This window comes from Mesorhizobium sp. CA13, from assembly GCF_020165235.1.
In the GTDB taxonomy this organism is placed as follows: domain Bacteria; phylum Pseudomonadota; class Alphaproteobacteria; order Rhizobiales; family Rhizobiaceae; genus Mesorhizobium.
The window spans coordinates 809,385-826,717 of the sequence record NZ_JAIUHS010000001.1; the positions used below are offsets into that span (position 1 = coordinate 809,385).

The window sequence follows — 17,333 nt, forward strand, 5'->3', positions numbered from 1 at the left end:
TTTCCTTGTGAACGTCAAGCGGAAATCAATGTCTTGCCGGCAGCGGCGAGGCTTGCGGCGCCGTCGACAACGTGCCCCTTCAAGGCACTTGTCTCGCCGAGTAGGTTCTCGGCGAAGAAGCGGCAAAGCGCGACGCGGCCCGGATCGGCAAGGGCGCCCCGCGCCAGGTAGGCGCCGCCGGCTGCAAGCGAGATCAGCCTGAGATAGGGTGTCGCGCCGGCAAGCGCCTCGTCCGTCCGGCCAGCGGCCGACAGTTTTTGCAGGAAACGCGTCGCTTGCGTCAGATCGTCGAGCCCGCTGTCGAGAGCATCGGCCGTGCGGCCAAGCCCTTCGAGATTCGATGTCCGCACGGCATTGGCGACAGCGCCAAGCTCGGCAATGTAGCCGTGCACATGCTCGCCGCCGCCGAGCGGCAGTTTTCGGGTCACCAGATCGATCGCCTGGATGCCGTTGGTGCCCTCGTAGATCGGCGCGATGCGGGCGTCGCGGTAGAGTGCCGCGGCCCCCGTCTCCTCGATGAAACCCATGCCGCCATGGACCTGGACGCCGAGCGAGGCGACCTCGACGCCGATATCGGTCGAAAAGGCCTTGGCAAGCGGCGTCAGCAAGTTGGCCCGGTCGCGCCAATGGGCCGCCTGGTCACCATCCGAGACCCGCGCCAGGTCGATGGCATGGGCGCAGGAATAACTGATCGCCCGCGCGATCTGCGTCAGCGCCTTCATGGTCAGGAGATTGCGCTGCACGTCGGGGTGGTGGACGATCGGCGCCATGCCGGCGCCGCCATAGCCCGACGCCTTGCCCTGGCGGCGCTCGTTGGCATAGGCAATCGCCTTCTGGGTCGCGGCTTCCGCGACGGCCACGCCCTGCATGCCGACGGCGAGGCGGGCATTGTTCATCATGGTGAACATGCAGGCCAGCCCCTTGTTCTCCTCGCCGATCAGCCAGCCGACGGCGCCGGGCCTGGCGCCCTGAAAACCGTCGCCATAGATCATGGTGCAGGTCGGCGAGGCATGGATGCCGAGCTTGTGCTCGAGGCCCGAACAGAAGACGTCGTTGCGCGCGCCAGGCGAGCCGTCGGCGCCGACCAGGAATTTCGGCACCAGGAAGAGCGAGATGCCGCGCGTGCCCGCAGGCGCATCAGGCAGCCGCGCCAGTACCAGATGGACGATGTTGTCGGTGAGATCATGCTCGCCATAAGTGATGAATATCTTCTGGCCGAAGATGCGGTAGGTGCCGTCGCCGGCCGGTTCGGCGCGCGCGCGCAAGGCGGCGAGATCGGAGCCGGCCTGCGGCTCGGTCAGGTTCATCGTGCCCATCCACTCGCCGGAGACGAGCTTCGCGAGATATTTGGTCTTGAGGTCTTCGGAGGCATGCTTGTCGAGCGCCTCGACCGCGCCCATGGTCAGCGTCGGGCCGATGCCGAAGGCCATGGCAGCGGAGTTCCACATTTCGAGCGCGGCGACGCCAAGCATGGTCGGCAGCGCCTGGCCGCCATAGTCTTCCGGGCCGGAGAGCGCGTTCCAGCCGCCCTCGATCCAACGGCGATAAAGTTCCTTCCAGCCCGGCGGCATGGTCACCGCCGCATCCTTCAGCACAGCGCCGTGCTCGTCACCGATCTTGTAGAGCGGCGCGACCTCCTCGGAGGCGAAGCGGCCAGCTTCGCCAAGAACGGCGTCGACGATATCCTCGCCGAGATCGCCGAACGTGCCGCCATCGAGGGCGGCCTTCAGGCCGGCCACATGCTTGAGGGTGAACGCGATGTCCTCGACGGGTGCCCGATACATGCCGCTCGCTCCTCCTGATGCATCGGCCCGGCTGATCCTAGGACCTGCTTGCCCCAAACCGTATTCGCCTTTGGGCGATCTCCCATCTTCTTTTTACGTAAACGTCAAATTTTGTCACGCTGATTTTGCAATCGCGCGGGCTCGTATTAAATTCGATGGATGCCGGATCAAAATCGACCGGCGACAGACCAGAACCCAGCCAACTGGAAACCAACTCATGCTCGCCAGACCTGACGCCTACCGTTGCATCGAATGCGGCCTGCCCTACCGGGCGGCGGGGTTCTCGTACTATCATGGCGACCCGGCAAACGGCGCCGCCTATTGGTCGGATCGCGGCATATTGTGCTCGCCGAAATGCTCGCTCGCCCATCATCGCAAACGCGCGGCCGAAGGCACGTTGCAACAGGGCCCGGCGCCGGATCCGTTTGAAATTCAGCCATTCGGCCGGCGCTGACCGTCGCACTCGATATGTACGGGTAAATCCCGTACATACTGTGCTAGAGGCGATCGCAAGGACAAACCAACTGACCCGTACCTCCCGTCTCGAAGCTCGGATATCCCCGGATATGCTGAGTGTGGTGAAACGTGCCGCCGAAATCCAGGGCCGCAGCGTCAGCGACTTCGTGGTATCCGCAGCGCAGGAAGCTGCACAACACACCATTGCGGAGACCGCTATCATCCGCCTGTCCATCGAGGATCAGCTCGCTCTGGCAGAGGCCATTCTCAATCCGCCCGAACCTAATGAAGCGCTGCGCAAAGCCGCCGACGCCTACAAGCGACTTGTCGTCGAATCCCGGTGAGTCTAGGCTTGATCATCGAGCCGCTGGGCGGATCGTATGATCGTAAAGCATTCAGCTGTGGCGTGCTGGCACTCGACCAATATCTACACGAGCTGGCAAGCCAGGGCGTCAAACGCCGAGTTAGCAACTGCTTTGTCGCCGCAGACCGTGATGTCGATCTCATTGCCGCATACTACACTCTTGCAGCGTCAAGTGTGCCCATCGCTTCTCTGCCGGAAGACCTGACAAGACGCCTACCGCGTTACCCGGTCCTGTCCGCCATATTGATCGGAAGGTTGGCAGTCGATACCCGATATCAGGGACAAAGAGTAGGATCGATACTGATCGTGGATGCACTTCGGCGCTGCGCTCAAGCTGCTCCTGCCTCCTTCGTACTGATCGTCGACGCAAAGGACGACAAGGCCGCGACTTTTTATTGCAAACATGGTTTCAGGCCATTTCAAGACCGGCCATTGTCGCTGTTCCTATCGGTAGCGACGGCGTTGAAGCTGTTCGACTGACGGACCGCATTGCCTTGAAAGCAAATCCTTAACCATGGCGGTTCAGGATCGGCCTTCGATCAACGGGGATTCCCTGTTTGAAAAGAACGGCGCATCTTCTTCGCCGCCCAGCGATCGCTCTCGCGGCGATGATGGCGCTGACACCGGCGGCAAGGGCCTCGGATTTCTCCGAGCCGTGGAAAAGTGCCGATCGGGCGCTTGTCGTCGACGCCTACGAATACAACTCCATCGACTGGGCGCAGCTTGCCACGGACAAGCGCATCGTCGGCTTCATCAACAAAGCCTCCGACGGCATGTCGCCGCCCTATTCCTGCTCCGGAGACGATACTGAGGTAAAACTCTGCAAGGCGCTGTGGAAGCGCCATGCGGTGACACGCGAACTGTTCCAGACGCGCAAGGTCGTGGCCAAGGCGCTCGGCCTGAAATGGGGTGCCTATCACCTCGCCCGCCCCGGCAATCCCGTCGAGCAGGCCAATAATTTCCTCGATTTCGCCGATCCCGCGCCGGACGACCTCATGGCCCTCGACATCGAAGGCATCGATCCCGCGCAATGGATGTCGCTCGACGACGCCGAGGCGTTCGTGCGCCAGGTGCATCGGCGCATCGGCCGCTTCCCGGTGCTCTACACCAATGGCAAGACCGCCCAGTATATCGCCGACAACAGCTACAAGTACGGGCTGCTGTCGCGGCTGCCGCTCTGGTATGCGCGCTACAAGCCTGACATCGACGTGCATTTTCCCATCGGCAACTGGCAAGGCTATGCGCTCTGGCAGTTTTCGGCGCAGGCCAATTGCGGCCGCTTCCGTTGCCCCTATCGGGTAGCCGGGACGCCCAACGACATCGACGTCAACGTCGCGCCGACCGATGCCGCCACGCTGCGCCGGCAATGGCCGTTCGGCGGACTGATCGACGTGCCGGCGGATTATCTCGCCAGCGTACCGGTGCCGCTCCCGCGCGAAGCCGCTTTGGCCGGCAAGACCACCCTTATCTACGCCGACGTGGCGACGCCGCCGAGTTTCGAGGAAATGGTCGCGGTGCTTGGTTCGCGCTGGTCGAAATTCCGCGACGGGTTCCGCATGCCTGTCGTGAAGACGGTGCCGCGGCGGCCAATCTTCGGCATCGCTCAATATGTCGCCTGGAAGCGCGCCGGGCAGCGCTCGCCCGCGCAACTCGACGCCGCCTTCGCGGTGGCGACGGATCCGATGAGCACCGGTTCGACCGAACTCGACCGGGGCAAACGCTGAAAGTGCGCGACCGGATGTTTGCGTTCAGCTTGCTCCTGCCTTTTCGCGCGCCACGGCCTGCCAGCCAATGTCGCGGCGGCAGAAGCCCTGCGGCCAGTCGATACGGTCGAGCGCGGCATAGGCCTTCTTCTGCGCCTCGCCGACAGTCGCGCCGATCGCGGTGACGTTCAAGACGCGACCGCCGTTGGCGACCAGCGCGCCGCCATTGATGGCGGTGCCGGCATGGAAAATCTGGGCGCCCTCGCTGGCGGCCTCATCGAGCCCGCGAATGACTGAACCTTTTTCGGGCGTGCCGGGATAGCCCCTCGCGGCCATGACGACAGTCAGTGCCGCCTCGTCGCTCCAGCGCGCCGACATGTGCGCGAGCTGGCCATCGACGGCAGCATTGAGCAGCACCAGCAGGTCGTCCTTCAGCCGCATCATCAGCACCTGGCATTCGGGGTCGCCGAAGCGGGTGTTGTATTCGATCAGCTTCGGCCCTTCGTCCGTTATCATCAGCCCGGCGAAGAGAATGCCGGCGAACGGTGCACCTGTTGCAGCCATGCCGCGCATGGTCGGTTCGACGATCTCGCGCATGGTGCGCTCCACCATCTGCGGCGTCATCACCGGGGCCGGCGAATAGGCGCCCATGCCGCCGGTGTTGGGGCCGACATCACCATCGCCGACGCGCTTGTGATCCTGCGCGGTGCCGAAGGGCAGTGCTGTAGTGCCGTCGCACAGGCAGAAGAAGCTGGCCTCCTCGCCGGTCAGAAACTCCTCGACCACCACTTCCGCACCGGCGGTGCCGAAAGAACCGTCGAAACAGGCGTCGAGCGCGGCCAGCGCCTCATCCATCGTCATTGCGACCGTGACGCCCTTGCCCGCGGCAAGGCCGTCGGCCTTGATGACGATCGGCGTGCCCATCTTCTCGACATAGGCCTTGGCCGATGCCAGGTCCGCGAAACGGCCATAGGCGGCGGTGGGGATATCGTATCTGGCGCAAAGATCCTTGGTGAAGCCCTTCGACCCTTCGAGCCGCGCCGCCGCGCGCGACGGGCCAAAGACGCGGATGCCCCAGCCACGCAGATCGTCTGATATGCCGGCCACCAGCGGCCCTTCCGGCCCGACCACGACGAGGCCGATCTCTCGGTCCTTGCAGAAGGCGGCGACAGCGGAATGATCGGCGATGTCCAGCTTGACCAGCTCCGCCTCGCGGCCGATGCCAGGATTGCCGGGCGCGGCATAGAGCTTGGTGAGCAACGGCGACGCGGCGATCTTCCAGGCGAGCGCATGTTCGCGGCCGCCGGAGCCGAGAAGAAGGACGTTCATGGCCACCTCTTGATGCCTGTAATCTTCCAGAGAACCCGCTATTGCTCTCTGGACGACGGGTCAAGGCATCCGGGCGCTTTGATCGGAATTGCGCACGGGAACGTTAGCCAGCCCGGCCGCCTTTGCGATATTTGCATTGGTCTTCGAAAAGAATTTTGATCCATGCAGAGATCTTCTGCGAGTCCAGCCCATAGATTTCGCAAAGAGAAAGTTTTCCCTCTGCAATTAGGAAAGCCGCAACATGGTTCCGATACTCCTTGCACGTCCGGGCTTGGTAGGAGACTGGTGGTGCTCGAAGACAATATTTGGATGGCTTCGCTCGAAGTTTATACCCGCAACCGGAAATGGGTTGTCGGATACATCTGCTTGGCTGGTGGGCTGGCGCTGCTCGAGAGGTTCATACACATCAACTCCGGAGCTTCAATCTTCATCGGCGTAGTGACGTCGACCTTCTTGGCTATTCCTGCTCACATTGCCGTTTTGACGCAGCTTGACCCCGACCAGGTATCCGATTGGCTAAAGGAAAGACCCAAGGCATTCTTCAGTTTTGTAAAACGTTGCCTGTTACTCGGCCTGCTCGGTGCGATAGCTCCCGTGACGATTGCGGTAGCTATGGTCATCGGCGGCGTTCGTCCGTCCTTCGCCCTTCTGGCAGCTCTTGTTGTCTGGGTCTTTTCCGGCATCGCCGCGTTCGCAAAATGGGGTACGATGTTGCCTGCGGTCATTGCCGATGATGATCAAACGCTTGCCGTTGCAGGCCAACGCGGCTCCAAGGTTTTCGGATATGCGTTCCCGCGTCTGCTCATCTCGTTCGGCTTGGTCACGGTATTGTTTGTAGCGATATTGATGTTGCTGTCCTCTTTGTTGGGCATCGATCCGAAGGATTCAAGTGCCGCATCTCTAATCCTGTCTGTGGCAGGGGCAATCATTGGCGCATATCAAATCGTCATGACATCCGTTGTGTTGTCACGTTCCTATCTCAGAGCGCGACCGCCTGTGCCGCCTGCACGCCGGATGGCATTTGCGTTCGGCAGATAAGTTGCTTCCACGGTTGCGGGCCTTTCCAACTCAGCTCTGGAAGACTATCGGGAACCAGTCCTCGCGAAGCTTCTGCCCCGGTTGCATGCCATGGCCATGATAGGGCGGCGAGGTGCGCCCCGGCCGTTCGACATAGTGGGCATCGTCGCCGACCCAGCGCAGCGAGAGCGCCCGCCGCCGCGCCGCGGTCAGGTTGCCGCGTGCGCCATGCGCGGTCCTGAAATCGAACAGGATGGCATCGCCCGGCTCCATTTCCCATTCGAGCACCTCCAGCGAGGGGTCCTTGTCCGGATCCGGCACCGGCAGATAGTCGCCCTCGTCGGCATAGAAATTGCTGTCGTCGAGCCAGCGCACCGGCAGGATCATCTTGTCCCATTTGTGCGAGCCGGCAATCAGCCGCAGCGTTGCTTCCTTTACAGGGTCGATAGGGATCCAGAAGCTGACCGTCTGCCGGCCGTCGACGAAATAATAGGGAATGTCCTGATGCCAGGGCGTCGGCTTCTGCGTGCCCGGTTCCTTGACCAGGACGTGGTCGTGGAAGAACTGCGCGGTGCGCGACCGCATCACCGCGGCCGCGAGTTCGGCCGCGGGCGATTCGCGCACCAGCTTGACGAATTCGGGAATGCGTTCCCAGTTGCAGTAGTCGTCGAAGAAGCTGCCGCGGCCATTGGCGATATCCGACGCGGTGGCGCTGCGGTCTTGCATGTTGCGCTCGATGCCGGCGGCAATCGTTTCGACCCAGCCCTTGAAAGCGCCGCGGATGCAAACAGCGCCGTCGCGCTGATAATCCGCAATCGTCTGCGCATCGATCAAACCTGTGTCGATCGCGCGAAGCGCAGTCTGGGAAGCCATGGCGTTCTCCTTTCAGGGATCGACGCCACTATCGCAAGCCTCTTTCATTCAGTAAAATAATAACTTCTCATCTGTCACATAGTATCACTCTATGAGCCTGACCCTAACGCAGCTGCGCTATCTGGTTGCCGTCGCTCGCCACGGCAGCGTTACCGGCGCGGCCGGGGCGCTGAACGTCTCACAGCCGTCCATTTCGGTGGCGATCGACGCGGTCGAACAGGATTTCGGCCAGAAACTCTTCGTGCGCCAGCGCGGAAGCGGCGTTACCCTAACCTCCTTCGGCCGCGCCGTGGTGGCCAAGGCAAAACAGGTTCTCGCCGAGACGGACGAACTCATCGGTCTCGGCTCGCACAAGTCGGCGCTCGGCGGCGAACTGGTGCTCGGATGCTTCGAAGATCTGGCGCCCTATTTCGCGCCGGCCCTGATCCGCGCCTTCTCGGAACGCCATCCGGAGGTTGCGGTGATCGTGCGCGACGAGACCTTCGAGACGCTCGGGCGGCGCCTCGGCGATGCCGCCGTCGACCTCGGGCTCACCTATGATCTTGGCCTGCCTTCGCATTTCGCCCGCATCCTGTTGCATGAACTCAGGCCGCATGCGCTTTTGCCGGCCGGACACGCGCTGGCGGATCGTCCCGATGTCAGCCTGGCCGATCTGGCCGCCTACCCGCTGATCACGACGGACCAGCCGCATAGTTGGCAGCACATGCTGGACCTGTTTCGCAGCCGTGGCCTGTCGCCGGTCGCCGATAGGCAGACAAGCTCGTTCGAACTCCAGCGCAGCATGGTGGCCAACGGCTTCGGCGTCGCCGTCAGCTACACGAGGCCGCATGGGGACCGCAGCTATGACGGCTTGCCTCTCGTCTGCAAGCCGCTTTCCGATCCGTTGCCCATGCAACGCATCATCCTCACCCATGACACGCATCAGCGCCTGCCCAATGCCGTGCTGGCTTTCATCGACGTGGCAAAGGGCTGGTTCTCCACCCGCGACATCTTCGCCTCCTGAAGCGCCGACGAATGCCACTGTCCTGCTCGCCGCTTGACGGTTTGCGCGGCGGCTGCCACTCCATCGTCATGGAAACGGTTCAGTCGAAAGCAGCCCAGGGCCGCGTCGCCGACGCGCCGAACGGCCATTGGGTTTACCGCGTGCTGCCGCGGCCGATATGGCCCTATGCACAGCTCGCTAGATGGGACAGGCCGATCGGCTGGCAGTTGCTTTTGTGGCCGTGCTGGTGGTCCGCGGCTCTCGCGGCCAGTGCCTATCCGCGCCCGGGCGATCCGCTGCTTTCGCTGCTGCCGGCACCCTTGTATCTCGTGCTGTTCCTGGCCGGCGCAATCGCCATGCGCGGCGCCGGCTGCACCTATAACGACCTGGCTGACGAAGACATCGACAATCAGGTCGAGCGCACGCGCTCGCGGCCGCTTCCGTCGGGCAAGGTCACGCGGCGCGCGGCGTGGCTGTTTGTCATCCTGCAGGCACTGGTCGGACTTGCCGTGCTCTTGCAGTTCAACAGCTTCGCCGTCCTGCTCGGCGTCTGTTCGCTGGTCATCGTCGCCATCTATCCATTCATGAAACGGATCATCAACTGGCCTCAACTGGTTCTCGGCCTTGCCTTTTCCTGGGGCGCGCTGATGGGATGGGCGGTTGAGTTCGGCGATCTGGACGGGCCGGCCGTCATGCTCTATCTCGGCTCGATCCTGTGGGTGATCGGCTACGACACGATCTATGCGCACCAGGACAAGGAAGACGACGCGATCGTGGGCGTGCGCTCGACCGCGCGCCTGTTCGGCGACAACACCAAATCGTGGCTGGCCGGGCTTTACGGCGGCGCGCTTGTCTGCTTCGCCATCGCCTTCGCGTCGGCGCAGGCCCCTGTCGTGGCTCTGGCCGGACTGATCGCCGCCGGCGCCCACATGGCGCGGCAGATCCTGGTGCTGGATATCGACAATCCGGATCAATGCCTGCGGCTGTTCAGGTCGAACAACCAGGTTGGCTGGCTGATCTTCCTCGGCCTGATCGGCGGCGCGCTGTGGGTGGCGCTGAAGCCGCTGGTGTAGCGGCTTGTTTCCTTCTCCCCTTGTGGGAGAAGGTGGATTGGCGCGCAGCGCCAAGACGGTTGAGGGGTGCGTGTCGGAGCGCCGTCGATGCCAAGCTGGAACACCCCTCATCCGACCGAGCTTCGCTCGGCCACCTTCTCCCACAAGGGGAGAAGGAAAGCCCAACCTACTCCCTTGCAATGATCTCCTCGCCGCCGATCACCAGCCTGAGACCTAGGTCACCCGCCCTGCGGCGGGCGAGGAAGCGTGGGCGGCGCATGTTGGAAACGCGGCCCTTGCGGCGATCCTGCGGCGGCAGCGTCTTGATGGCTGCACCGAGCGATTCCTCCAGGGTGCGGGCAACGCCGTCCGATTCGATCAACAGCATCGGCAAGCGATAGGCGTCGGCCCAGGCGCGCCAGTCGGCGGCGACGTCGTCGAGGTCGTCAGCGACCAGCAGCGGCACCGACAGCATGGGATCGTTGTGCAGGAGTTCCAGGGTCACCGTGACATTGCCTTCCGGATCCTCCATCGCGCGGGCGGCAACGCCGCGGAACGCATTGGCGGGCAGAGCGATGATCGCCGGGACGCCGCTCATCTCCAGCAGGCGGCGGATCACGGCGCCACGGTGGTCGATGGTGAAGGTAACGTCGCCATAGTCGTCGCGTGTGGCGTAGCTTACCACCTGCGGCAGGCGGAATGGGTCGAGGCGCATGTTGCGTCCCGCCCAGACTGGCTTCAGTCCAGTGTTCATTGAATGCCTTCCTGTTTCTCCTGAGAGCCGGTGTCCGGTTCTCTCCGGGCCAGTTTTCCCGGCCTCGTTATGGGGAAACAGTAGCGCGGCCTCCTTACCGCCGCGCTTAAGAAAGTCGGTTAAATTTTGCTGATCACGGGGATGGTTATCGGAATGCGACCGCGCGCTTGATTCCGAAAGGATCAGATAACCTTACCGGGGTTCATGATGCCGGCCGGGTCGAAAGCCTGCTTGACCCTGCGCATCAGGTCGATCGCCATCGGCGGGGCGGTGGCGATCAATTCGTCCCGCTTCAGCTGGCCGATACCGTGCTCGGCCGAGATCGAGCCGTGGAAGGAGCGCACGACGTCGTGCACGGCCTTGTTCATGGGATGGTAGAGATCGAGGAACGCCTGGTCGTCACCATCGACGGGCCGCGAGATGTTATAGTGGAGATTGCCGTCGCCCATATGGCCGAAGCAGACCACGCGCGCTCCGGGGCTGACCGAAGCCACCGCGCCGGCAGCCTCTTCGATGAAACGCGGGATCGATGCCACCGGCACCGAAATGTCATGCTTGATCGAGGCGCCCTCGGGCTTCTGCGCGTCGGGCAGCACCTCGCGGAAATTCCAGAAGGCATCGCCTTGCGCAAGGCTGGCCGCGATCACCGCATCGCCGACGATTTCCTGTTCCAGCCCGGCCCCGAGCACGTCCTCGATCAGGGCCCTGGCATCCTCCGGCGAACGGCCGGACGAGATCTGCATCAGCACATACCACGGCCAATCCTGCGCCAGCGGCCGCACCACGCCCTGGGCATGCGCCAGCGTGAAATCGTAAGGCCACTTGCCGATCAGCTCGAAGGCGGTGAGCGCGGCGCCGGCGCGGTCCGTCGCCAGGCTGAACAGCGACAGCGCCGCCTCGGCCGACGGCAGGCCGACGAACGCAACCTCGCGGCCTTTCGGCTTCGGGAAGAGCTTCAGCACCGCGGCCGTGATGATGCCGAGCGTGCCTTCGGCGCCGACGAACAGGTTCTTGAGGTCGTAGCCGGTGTTGTCCTTCTTCAGCTTGCGCAGATCGTCGAACACCTCGCCCGTCGGCAACACCACCTCGACGCCGAGGCAAAGCTCGCGCGCATTGCCATAGGCCAGCACGCCGGTGCCGCCCGCGTTGGAGGAAAGATTGCCGCCGATCTGGCAGGAGCCTTGCGCGGCCAGCGACAGCGGAAACAGCCGGTCGGCGGCATCGGCCGCTTCCTGCAGCGTCTGCAAGATGACGCCGGCCTCCGCCGTCACGGTGTTGGACAGGACATCGATCTCGCGGATGCGGTTCAGCCGCGACAGCGACAGCACGATCTCGCGGCCGGACCTGTCCGGCACCTGGGCACCGACCAGCCCGGTATTGCCGCTTTGCGGCACGATTGGCGTTGCCGTCTCGGTCGCCAGCCGCATGATCCGGCTGACCTCGTCGACGCTACCCGGCCGCAGCACAAGCGACGTCGCGCCATGCCACAGCCCGCGCCGTTCCGTGATGTAGGGCACGATATCGCGCTGGTCGCGCAGCGCGTATTTCTCGCCGACGATCGCCGCGAAGCGGTCGATGAGAGCGGTGTCGGGAATCTCGGCGATGTCGGTCATGTGCACGAAACTATGTTGGCGGCAAGCTATTGTCACGCGGCGCGGCCGCACGCGAAAGCCGATCGTTGATCGCTTCGCCGAGCCCGTCGAAGGGAACGGGTTCGACGGCGATGGTCCGCGCGCCGCTGCGATCCAGTTCCTGCATGTGAGCGAAAAGATTGCTCGCCGCTTCGCGCAGGTCACCGGCCTCGGACAGATTGAGGCAGGCGGCCGCCTTTTGCCAGCCTTCAGCGCGGCGTTTGCCGAAGGCCAGCAGCGCCTCGCCTTCGCCGACGGTCCCGGCGTTGAGCCGCACTGCGGCGTCAGGCGCATAGTGCGAGGCAAGCATGCCCGGCGCCTCGACACCGGCGTCGGCGCCGCGCAACAGCTCCATGCCGACGACCGCCTCGATTTCCTGGGCGGCAATGCCGCCGGGCCTCAGCAGACGCAATTTTCCCCCTTCGGCCTTGACGATGGTCGATTCCAGCCCGACCGGCGTCGCGCCGCCATCGACAACCAACTTTATGCGGGCGCCGAGATCAGCCGCCACGGCCTGCGCCGTCGTCGCGCTGATCCTGCCGGAGGAATTGGCGCTGGGAGCCGCGAGCGGCCGGCCGAGCCTTGCAATCAGGTCGCCGCCGAAGCCCCTCGGCATGCGCAAGGCGATCGTGTCGAGCCCGGCCGTGACCAGCGGATGAATGTCGTTGCCGGGCCGCTGCGGCAGCACCAGCGTCAAAGGACCTGGCCAGAACGCAAGCGCCAATTTCCTCGACAGCGGATCGAACAAAGCAACGCGCTCGGCCATCGCCATGTCGGCGACATGGGCGATCAGCGGGTTGAACCGCGGCCGTCCCTTGGCCTCGAAAATGCGAGCCACCCCGATGCCGTTGGTGGCGTCGCCGGCGAGCCCATAGACGGTCTCGGTCGGAATGGCGACCACGTCGCCGCTTTCAAGCAGCGCCAATGCCCGTTCCATCGCCTCGTCGACGGCAAGAATTTCAGCCACTCTGGTCACCTCACGGATGCCGGCTGCGTAGTACGATGGCGTCCAAGGGGCAAGCCCGTCCCTTGGCGATTTACCAATCCCTAAAATGCTACGGTTCCGCGAAAGCCGGCATCAATTCCGGCCCGCTATCGTGCGGCTTCCGGGCAATGGGGAGCTTTCATCGTGTCTATGCGTATCTGGGGAACGGTTGCTATCACTCTGGCGGCGATGGCCGGCGGCGGCGCCCAGGCCTCGTCACTCGTCTTTCCCGGTGCGCCGGCCTCGACGCCATCCATCATCGTGCTGCAGACTACCGACGCCGCCGAGGCGGGCGATATGCGATCGGTTGTGGCGCTCGGTGACCCTGACGTCACCTATGAAAAGGTGGCGGCGATCCCGAACGCGCCCGAGGCGCGGCACGGCTTCCTGCAAAACCCGATGATCATTCGCGGCGGTATCGTCGGCAGCGCCTTCTCGACGCCCACGCAGGCCAAGGCGCCGGCCACTGCTCCTGCAACCGCCACCACTTCGGCGGCACCGGCGGCGAATGGGCAGAAGACCCCGGCGACATCACCGGCAGCCGCGCCCGCGGCGGCAGCGCAGCAGCCCGTCCCTGGGGTCGGCAAGCTCAAGTAGCGACTGTCTTGACGTCGGTCCGGCGTCCGGCACCATTGCCGGACAGGCCGCTTTTGCCGCCGTGGACGAGCGTCGCCGCCTGAAGTCCCTCTAGCCCGCGATCTTGGAGAAATCCGCGACCTGGTCGGTGGCCGCGCGGATGCGGGCGAGCAGCGCCAATCGATTGGCGCGCACGGCCGGATCCTCATCATTCACGAGAACGCGTTCAAAGAATGAATCAACCGGTTCGCGCAAAACGCTAAGCGCCAGCATGGCGGCGGAAAAGTCTTCTTTTTGAATCGCTTCGCCGGCTTGCTTCTCGGCCTGATTCACCGCCGCGAACAACGATTTCTCGGCATCCTCGCGGAACAGCGCCGGCTCAACGGTTTCGGCGACGAGCGTTTTCTTCTTCTCCTCGGCAGCCAGGATGTTGGCCGCGCGCTTGGTGCCGGCAAGCAGGTTCTTGCCGTCCTCGGTGTCGAGGAAGGAGCCCAGCGCCTCGACACGGCGCACGACCTGCAAGAGGTCGTCGGACTGCGGCGTGATGACCGCGTCGATGAGGTCGTGGCGGGCACCCTTGTCGCGGAGGTAGACTTTCAGGCGATCATGGAAGAAGGCGAGAAGATCGGAAGCTAAATCGGCGAATGAAGGTAGCACCTGCTCAGAGTTTTCTGCGACATTGATCCTTTCTGAAATCGAACTCTCGGCGGGTACATTTCCCGGATCCTTAACAACGTAAATTGGCGTCTGTGAATTGAATTCAACGGGTTCGACGAATTTCGACCCAAGCTCAGGGCCGAGTCGATTTCGATTGATAGTCAGAAAAGCTCGATCATCGCCTGACATTCTGGCGTAAACGTAGACGTCACCGTGCTGCTTCTGAATCAGAGTGTTGAGATATGAAGAACGAATTTGGTTGCTCGTTTTAAATGTTACCCCATCCTCGACCAGAATCCTGATCACTCCTAGCGCCGCCCTTCTTAACGCATAGGGATCCTTCGACCCTGTCGGCTTTTCATCGATGGCCCAAAAGCCGACCAACGTATCCAGCTTGTCAGCAAGAGCGACGGCAACTGACACCGGATCGGCCGGCACGCGATCGGATGGACCTTGAGGCTTGTAGTGTTCTTCCGCTGCCGCAGCCACGGACGGATGCTCGCCCTGCAGCAGCGCATACTTGCGGCCCATGACGCCCTGCAGTTCGGGGAACTCGCCGACGACTTCGGTGGTGAGATCGGCCTTGGCAAGCACCGCAGCGCGGCGCGCCAGCGCGGAATCCGCGCCGACGATCGGCGCCAGTTCTTCAGCCAGCCTGGCAATCCGCTCAACCCGCTCGCCCTGCGTGCCGAGCTTGGCGTGGAAGGTCACATTGAGATGGTCGAGCCGGGCCATGCGCTGGTCGAGCGGCTTCTTGAGGTCGAGCCCGAACTTTTTCGCCGACGCCTCGAGCTCGGCGAGATCAGGCAGATCGCCCTGGTCGGTCGTCCAGAAATAGAGGGCGTCCGAGAGGCGCGCGCGCACCACCTTGCCATTGCCGTGGGCGATCTCCTTGCCGTCGTCGCTCGCCTTGATGTTGGCGGTAAGGATGAAGCGGTTGGAAAGGGTTTCGGCTTGCCCCTGCGGCCGCGTCACAAAGCACTTCTGGTTGGCGCGGATGGTCAGCCGGATCACCTCGGCCGGAATGGCGAGGAAATCCTGCTCGAATTCGCCCATCAATACCACGGGCCATTCCACCAGCCCGGAGACCTCTTCCAAAAGTCCCTCGTCCTCGACAAGGTCGAGTCCGTTGGCGAAAGCCAGATTGCGGGCGTCGGCGAGGATGATCTCCTTGCGCCGGTCGGCGTCGAGCACGACCTTGGCCGCTTCCAGCTTGCTCACATAGTCGTCGAAGCGACGCACGGTGATTTCGCCGGGTGCGTGAAAGCGGTGGCCGTAGGTGACATTGCCCGAACGGATGCCGTCGATCTCGAAATCGACCACGACAGGCTCCTCGGTTTCGGGGCCGAAGGTGCACAGGATCGATTGCAGCGGCCGTACCCAGCGCAGCGAGCCCGGCTTGGCCGAGGCCGGCCCCCAGCGCATCGATTTCGGCCACGGGAAATTGCGGATGATATCAGGTACCAGCCCGGCGATGATCTCTTCGGCCGCCCTGCCCGGCTTGGAAATGTGCGCGACATAGAAGTCGCCCTTCTTCGGGTCGGAATGGACGTGTGCCTCGGCGACTGATGAAAGCCCGGCCTTACGCAGGAAACCCTGGACAGCCTGTTCAGGCGCTGTCGTCGATGGACCTTTGATCTCCTCGCGGATGTCCTTCGAGCGCGCGGTAAGGCCCCTGATGTCGAGCGCCAGTCGCCGCGGCGTCCAGTACTCGCGCGCCGCCTCGTAGGTCAGCCCTGCCTCGACCAGACCGTCGGTCAGCATCTTCTTGAGATCGCCCGCCGCCTTGCGCTGCATGCGGGCGGGTATTTCCTCGGAGCGAAGTTCTAGAAGCAGGTCAGGCATGGTTGAAGCTCACGCAGCAATGGTCCGCGGGCCATAGCAACTCGGCTGGCCGCTGTCACCCTTTCCAGAAATTTTGGGCGTCCTGTCGGGACGGGATGATCCCACCCGTCCTTGGATCAAAGATTTCCATGAACCGAACGCAGCGCTGAAGCGACCCACGCTCAGGCAGAGAGCTATTGGCTGAACGACCATGAAAACGGCATCCAGACTTTTGCAAATCCTGGCGCTCAGCGCTTGCTTCGCAGCCCAGGCCCATGGCGCCTTCTCGATGCCGGGTGTGCGCCAAGCATTGCGTACAATGGCCGGCCCAAGCGGCCAGATTCTATCTTCGATCGACGCTTCCCTCGATTTGACGAGGGAGGATGCCTGAAGCTCAGGCCGCCAATCCGCCGGCCTGCGTCTTCAAGAACGCCTCGCCGCAGGCTTTGGCCAGATTGCGCACCCGCAGGATATAACTCTGCCGCTCGGTGACGGAGATCACGCCGCGCGCGTCGAGCAGGTTGAAGACGTGGCTGGCCTTGATGCACTGGTCGTAGGCGGGAAACACCATGCGGTGCATAGGCAGATTGTCGTTCGATGCGGGCGCGCCGGCATCGAGCAGCGCCTTGCATTCGGCCTCGGCATCGTCGAAGTGGCGCAGCAGCATCGCCGTGTCGGCGTATTCGAAATTGTGACGCGAATATTCCTGCTCGGCCTGCAGGAAGACATCGCCATAGGTGACCTTGTCGGCGCCGTCGCGGCCGTTGAAATTGAGGTCGTAGACATTGTCGACGCCCTGCACATACATGGCCAGCCGTTCCAGGCCATAGGTGAGCTCGCCCGCAACCGGCGCGCATTCGATGCCGCAAACCTGCTGGAAGTAGGTGAACTGCGACACTTCCATGCCGTCGCACCAGCATTCCCAGCCAAGCCCCCAGGCGCCGAGCGTCGGGCTTTCCCAATCGTCCTCGACGAAGCGGATGTCATGCAGCAGCGGGTCGACGCCGATCGCGGCTAGCGAGCCGAGATAGAGCTCCTGCAGGTTCGGCGGATTGGGCTTCAGGATCACCTGATACTGGTAGTAGTGCTGCAGCCGGTTCGGATTCTCGCCGTAGCGGCCGTCCTTGGGGCGGCGCGAAGGCTGGACGTAGGCGGCGTTCCAGCGCCTCGGTCCAAGCGCCCGCAGCGTCGTTGCCGGATGGAAGGTGCCGGCACCGACCTCCATGTCGTAGGGCTGGAGGATCACGCAGCCATAGTCCGCCCAGTAATTGTGCAAAGTCAGGATCAGCCCCTGAAAGGAGCGGCTGGGATGCATATGGGCGGGGATTTCAATCGTCGAGATTTCA

General features: G+C 63.3%; 16 protein-coding genes. 8 read left to right on the forward strand and 8 right to left on the reverse strand.

Annotated features, from left to right (window positions below; all coding sequences use genetic code 11):
* Positions 1-14: 14 nt before the first annotated feature.
* On the reverse strand, positions 15-1,784 hold the full coding sequence (locus tag LB566_RS04130; RefSeq protein WP_224623329.1) for an acyl-CoA dehydrogenase: 1,770 nt from the start codon (positions 1,782-1,784) through the stop codon (positions 15-17).
* A 217-nt stretch (positions 1,785-2,001) separates the two neighbouring features.
* Here LB566_RS04130 and LB566_RS04135 point away from each other — a divergent pair, with 217 nt between their 5' ends.
* From LB566_RS04135 to LB566_RS04150, 4 genes are all read left to right on the forward strand, one after another.
* Complete coding sequence (locus LB566_RS04135) at positions 2,002-2,238, forward strand: hypothetical protein (protein ID WP_224623331.1); 237 nt, start codon at positions 2,002-2,004, stop codon at positions 2,236-2,238.
* A gap of 70 nt (positions 2,239-2,308) precedes the next feature.
* Positions 2,309-2,584: a DUF1778 domain-containing protein gene (locus LB566_RS04140; RefSeq protein ID WP_263498015.1), complete on the forward strand. Its 276-nt coding sequence runs from the start codon at positions 2,309-2,311 to the stop codon at positions 2,582-2,584.
* Between the two features lie 8 nt (positions 2,585-2,592).
* A complete protein-coding gene (locus LB566_RS04145) occupies positions 2,593-3,084 on the forward strand; it encodes a GNAT family N-acetyltransferase (RefSeq protein ID WP_224623333.1) in 492 nt (163 codons plus the stop codon).
* Between the two features lie 128 nt (positions 3,085-3,212).
* Positions 3,213-4,328, forward strand: coding sequence for a glycoside hydrolase family 25 protein (locus LB566_RS04150; protein WP_224623631.1), 1,116 nt, complete (start codon positions 3,213-3,215; stop codon positions 4,326-4,328).
* Positions 4,329-4,352: 24 nt separating this feature from the next.
* Here LB566_RS04150 and purD read toward each other — a convergent pair whose 3' ends face one another.
* The gene (gene purD / locus LB566_RS04155; RefSeq protein WP_224623335.1) at positions 4,353-5,636 is read right to left on the reverse strand and encodes a phosphoribosylamine--glycine ligase; all 1,284 of its coding nucleotides are present in this window, start codon (positions 5,634-5,636) and stop codon (positions 4,353-4,355) included.
* A 288-nt stretch (positions 5,637-5,924) separates the two neighbouring features.
* On the opposite strand from purD, the gene LB566_RS04160 reads away from it, so the two are divergent.
* Positions 5,925-6,674 (forward strand): hypothetical protein, encoded by a 750-nt coding sequence (locus tag LB566_RS04160; RefSeq protein ID WP_224623337.1) that lies wholly within the window; start codon positions 5,925-5,927, stop codon positions 6,672-6,674.
* 30 nt (positions 6,675-6,704) lie between these two features.
* Here LB566_RS04160 and LB566_RS04165 read toward each other — a convergent pair whose 3' ends face one another.
* Positions 6,705-7,526 carry a phytanoyl-CoA dioxygenase family protein gene (locus LB566_RS04165; RefSeq protein ID WP_140551069.1) on the reverse strand — a complete coding sequence of 274 codons (822 nt, stop codon included), beginning with the start codon at positions 7,524-7,526 and terminating at the stop codon, positions 6,705-6,707.
* A gap of 91 nt (positions 7,527-7,617) precedes the next feature.
* Between LB566_RS04165 and LB566_RS04170 the strand changes: the two genes are divergently transcribed.
* Together LB566_RS04170 and ubiA are read left to right on the forward strand one after the other, a co-directional pair.
* Positions 7,618-8,529 (forward strand): LysR family transcriptional regulator, encoded by a 912-nt coding sequence (locus LB566_RS04170; RefSeq protein WP_224623339.1) that lies wholly within the window; start codon positions 7,618-7,620, stop codon positions 8,527-8,529.
* Between the two features lie 68 nt (positions 8,530-8,597).
* Positions 8,598-9,581: a 4-hydroxybenzoate octaprenyltransferase gene (ubiA, locus tag LB566_RS04175; RefSeq protein WP_224623632.1), complete on the forward strand. Its 984-nt coding sequence runs from the start codon at positions 8,598-8,600 to the stop codon at positions 9,579-9,581.
* A 166-nt stretch (positions 9,582-9,747) separates the two neighbouring features.
* On the opposite strand, the gene LB566_RS04180 is transcribed toward ubiA, so the two are convergent.
* The 3 genes from LB566_RS04180 to LB566_RS04190 all read right to left on the reverse strand — a co-directional run bounded on the left by LB566_RS04180 (position 9,748) and on the right by LB566_RS04190 (position 12,912).
* Positions 9,748-10,314, reverse strand: coding sequence for a DUF6101 family protein (locus LB566_RS04180; RefSeq protein ID WP_140551072.1), 567 nt, complete (start codon positions 10,312-10,314; stop codon positions 9,748-9,750).
* Positions 10,315-10,496: 182 nt separating this feature from the next.
* Positions 10,497-11,927, reverse strand: coding sequence for an FAD-binding oxidoreductase (locus tag LB566_RS04185; RefSeq protein ID WP_224623341.1), 1,431 nt, complete (start codon positions 11,925-11,927; stop codon positions 10,497-10,499).
* 10 nt (positions 11,928-11,937) lie between these two features.
* On the reverse strand, positions 11,938-12,912 hold the full coding sequence (locus LB566_RS04190) for an L-threonylcarbamoyladenylate synthase (RefSeq protein ID WP_224623342.1): 975 nt from the start codon (positions 12,910-12,912) through the stop codon (positions 11,938-11,940).
* 168 nt (positions 12,913-13,080) lie between these two features.
* Between LB566_RS04190 and LB566_RS04195 the strand changes: the two genes are divergently transcribed.
* Positions 13,081-13,527 (forward strand): hypothetical protein, encoded by a 447-nt coding sequence (locus LB566_RS04195; protein ID WP_263498017.1) that lies wholly within the window; start codon positions 13,081-13,083, stop codon positions 13,525-13,527.
* 90 nt (positions 13,528-13,617) lie between these two features.
* Here the strand turns inward: LB566_RS04195 and glyS are convergent, their stop codons facing one another.
* Together glyS and LB566_RS04205 are read right to left on the reverse strand one after the other, a co-directional pair.
* Positions 13,618-16,008 carry a glycine--tRNA ligase subunit beta gene (glyS, locus tag LB566_RS04200; RefSeq protein ID WP_224623345.1) on the reverse strand — a complete coding sequence of 797 codons (2,391 nt, stop codon included), beginning with the start codon at positions 16,006-16,008 and terminating at the stop codon, positions 13,618-13,620.
* A 373-nt stretch (positions 16,009-16,381) separates the two neighbouring features.
* Entirely contained in the window at positions 16,382-17,302 is a 921-nt protein-coding gene (locus tag LB566_RS04205; protein WP_224623633.1) for a glycine--tRNA ligase subunit alpha, read from the reverse strand.
* Positions 17,303-17,333: the final 31 nt, after the last annotated feature.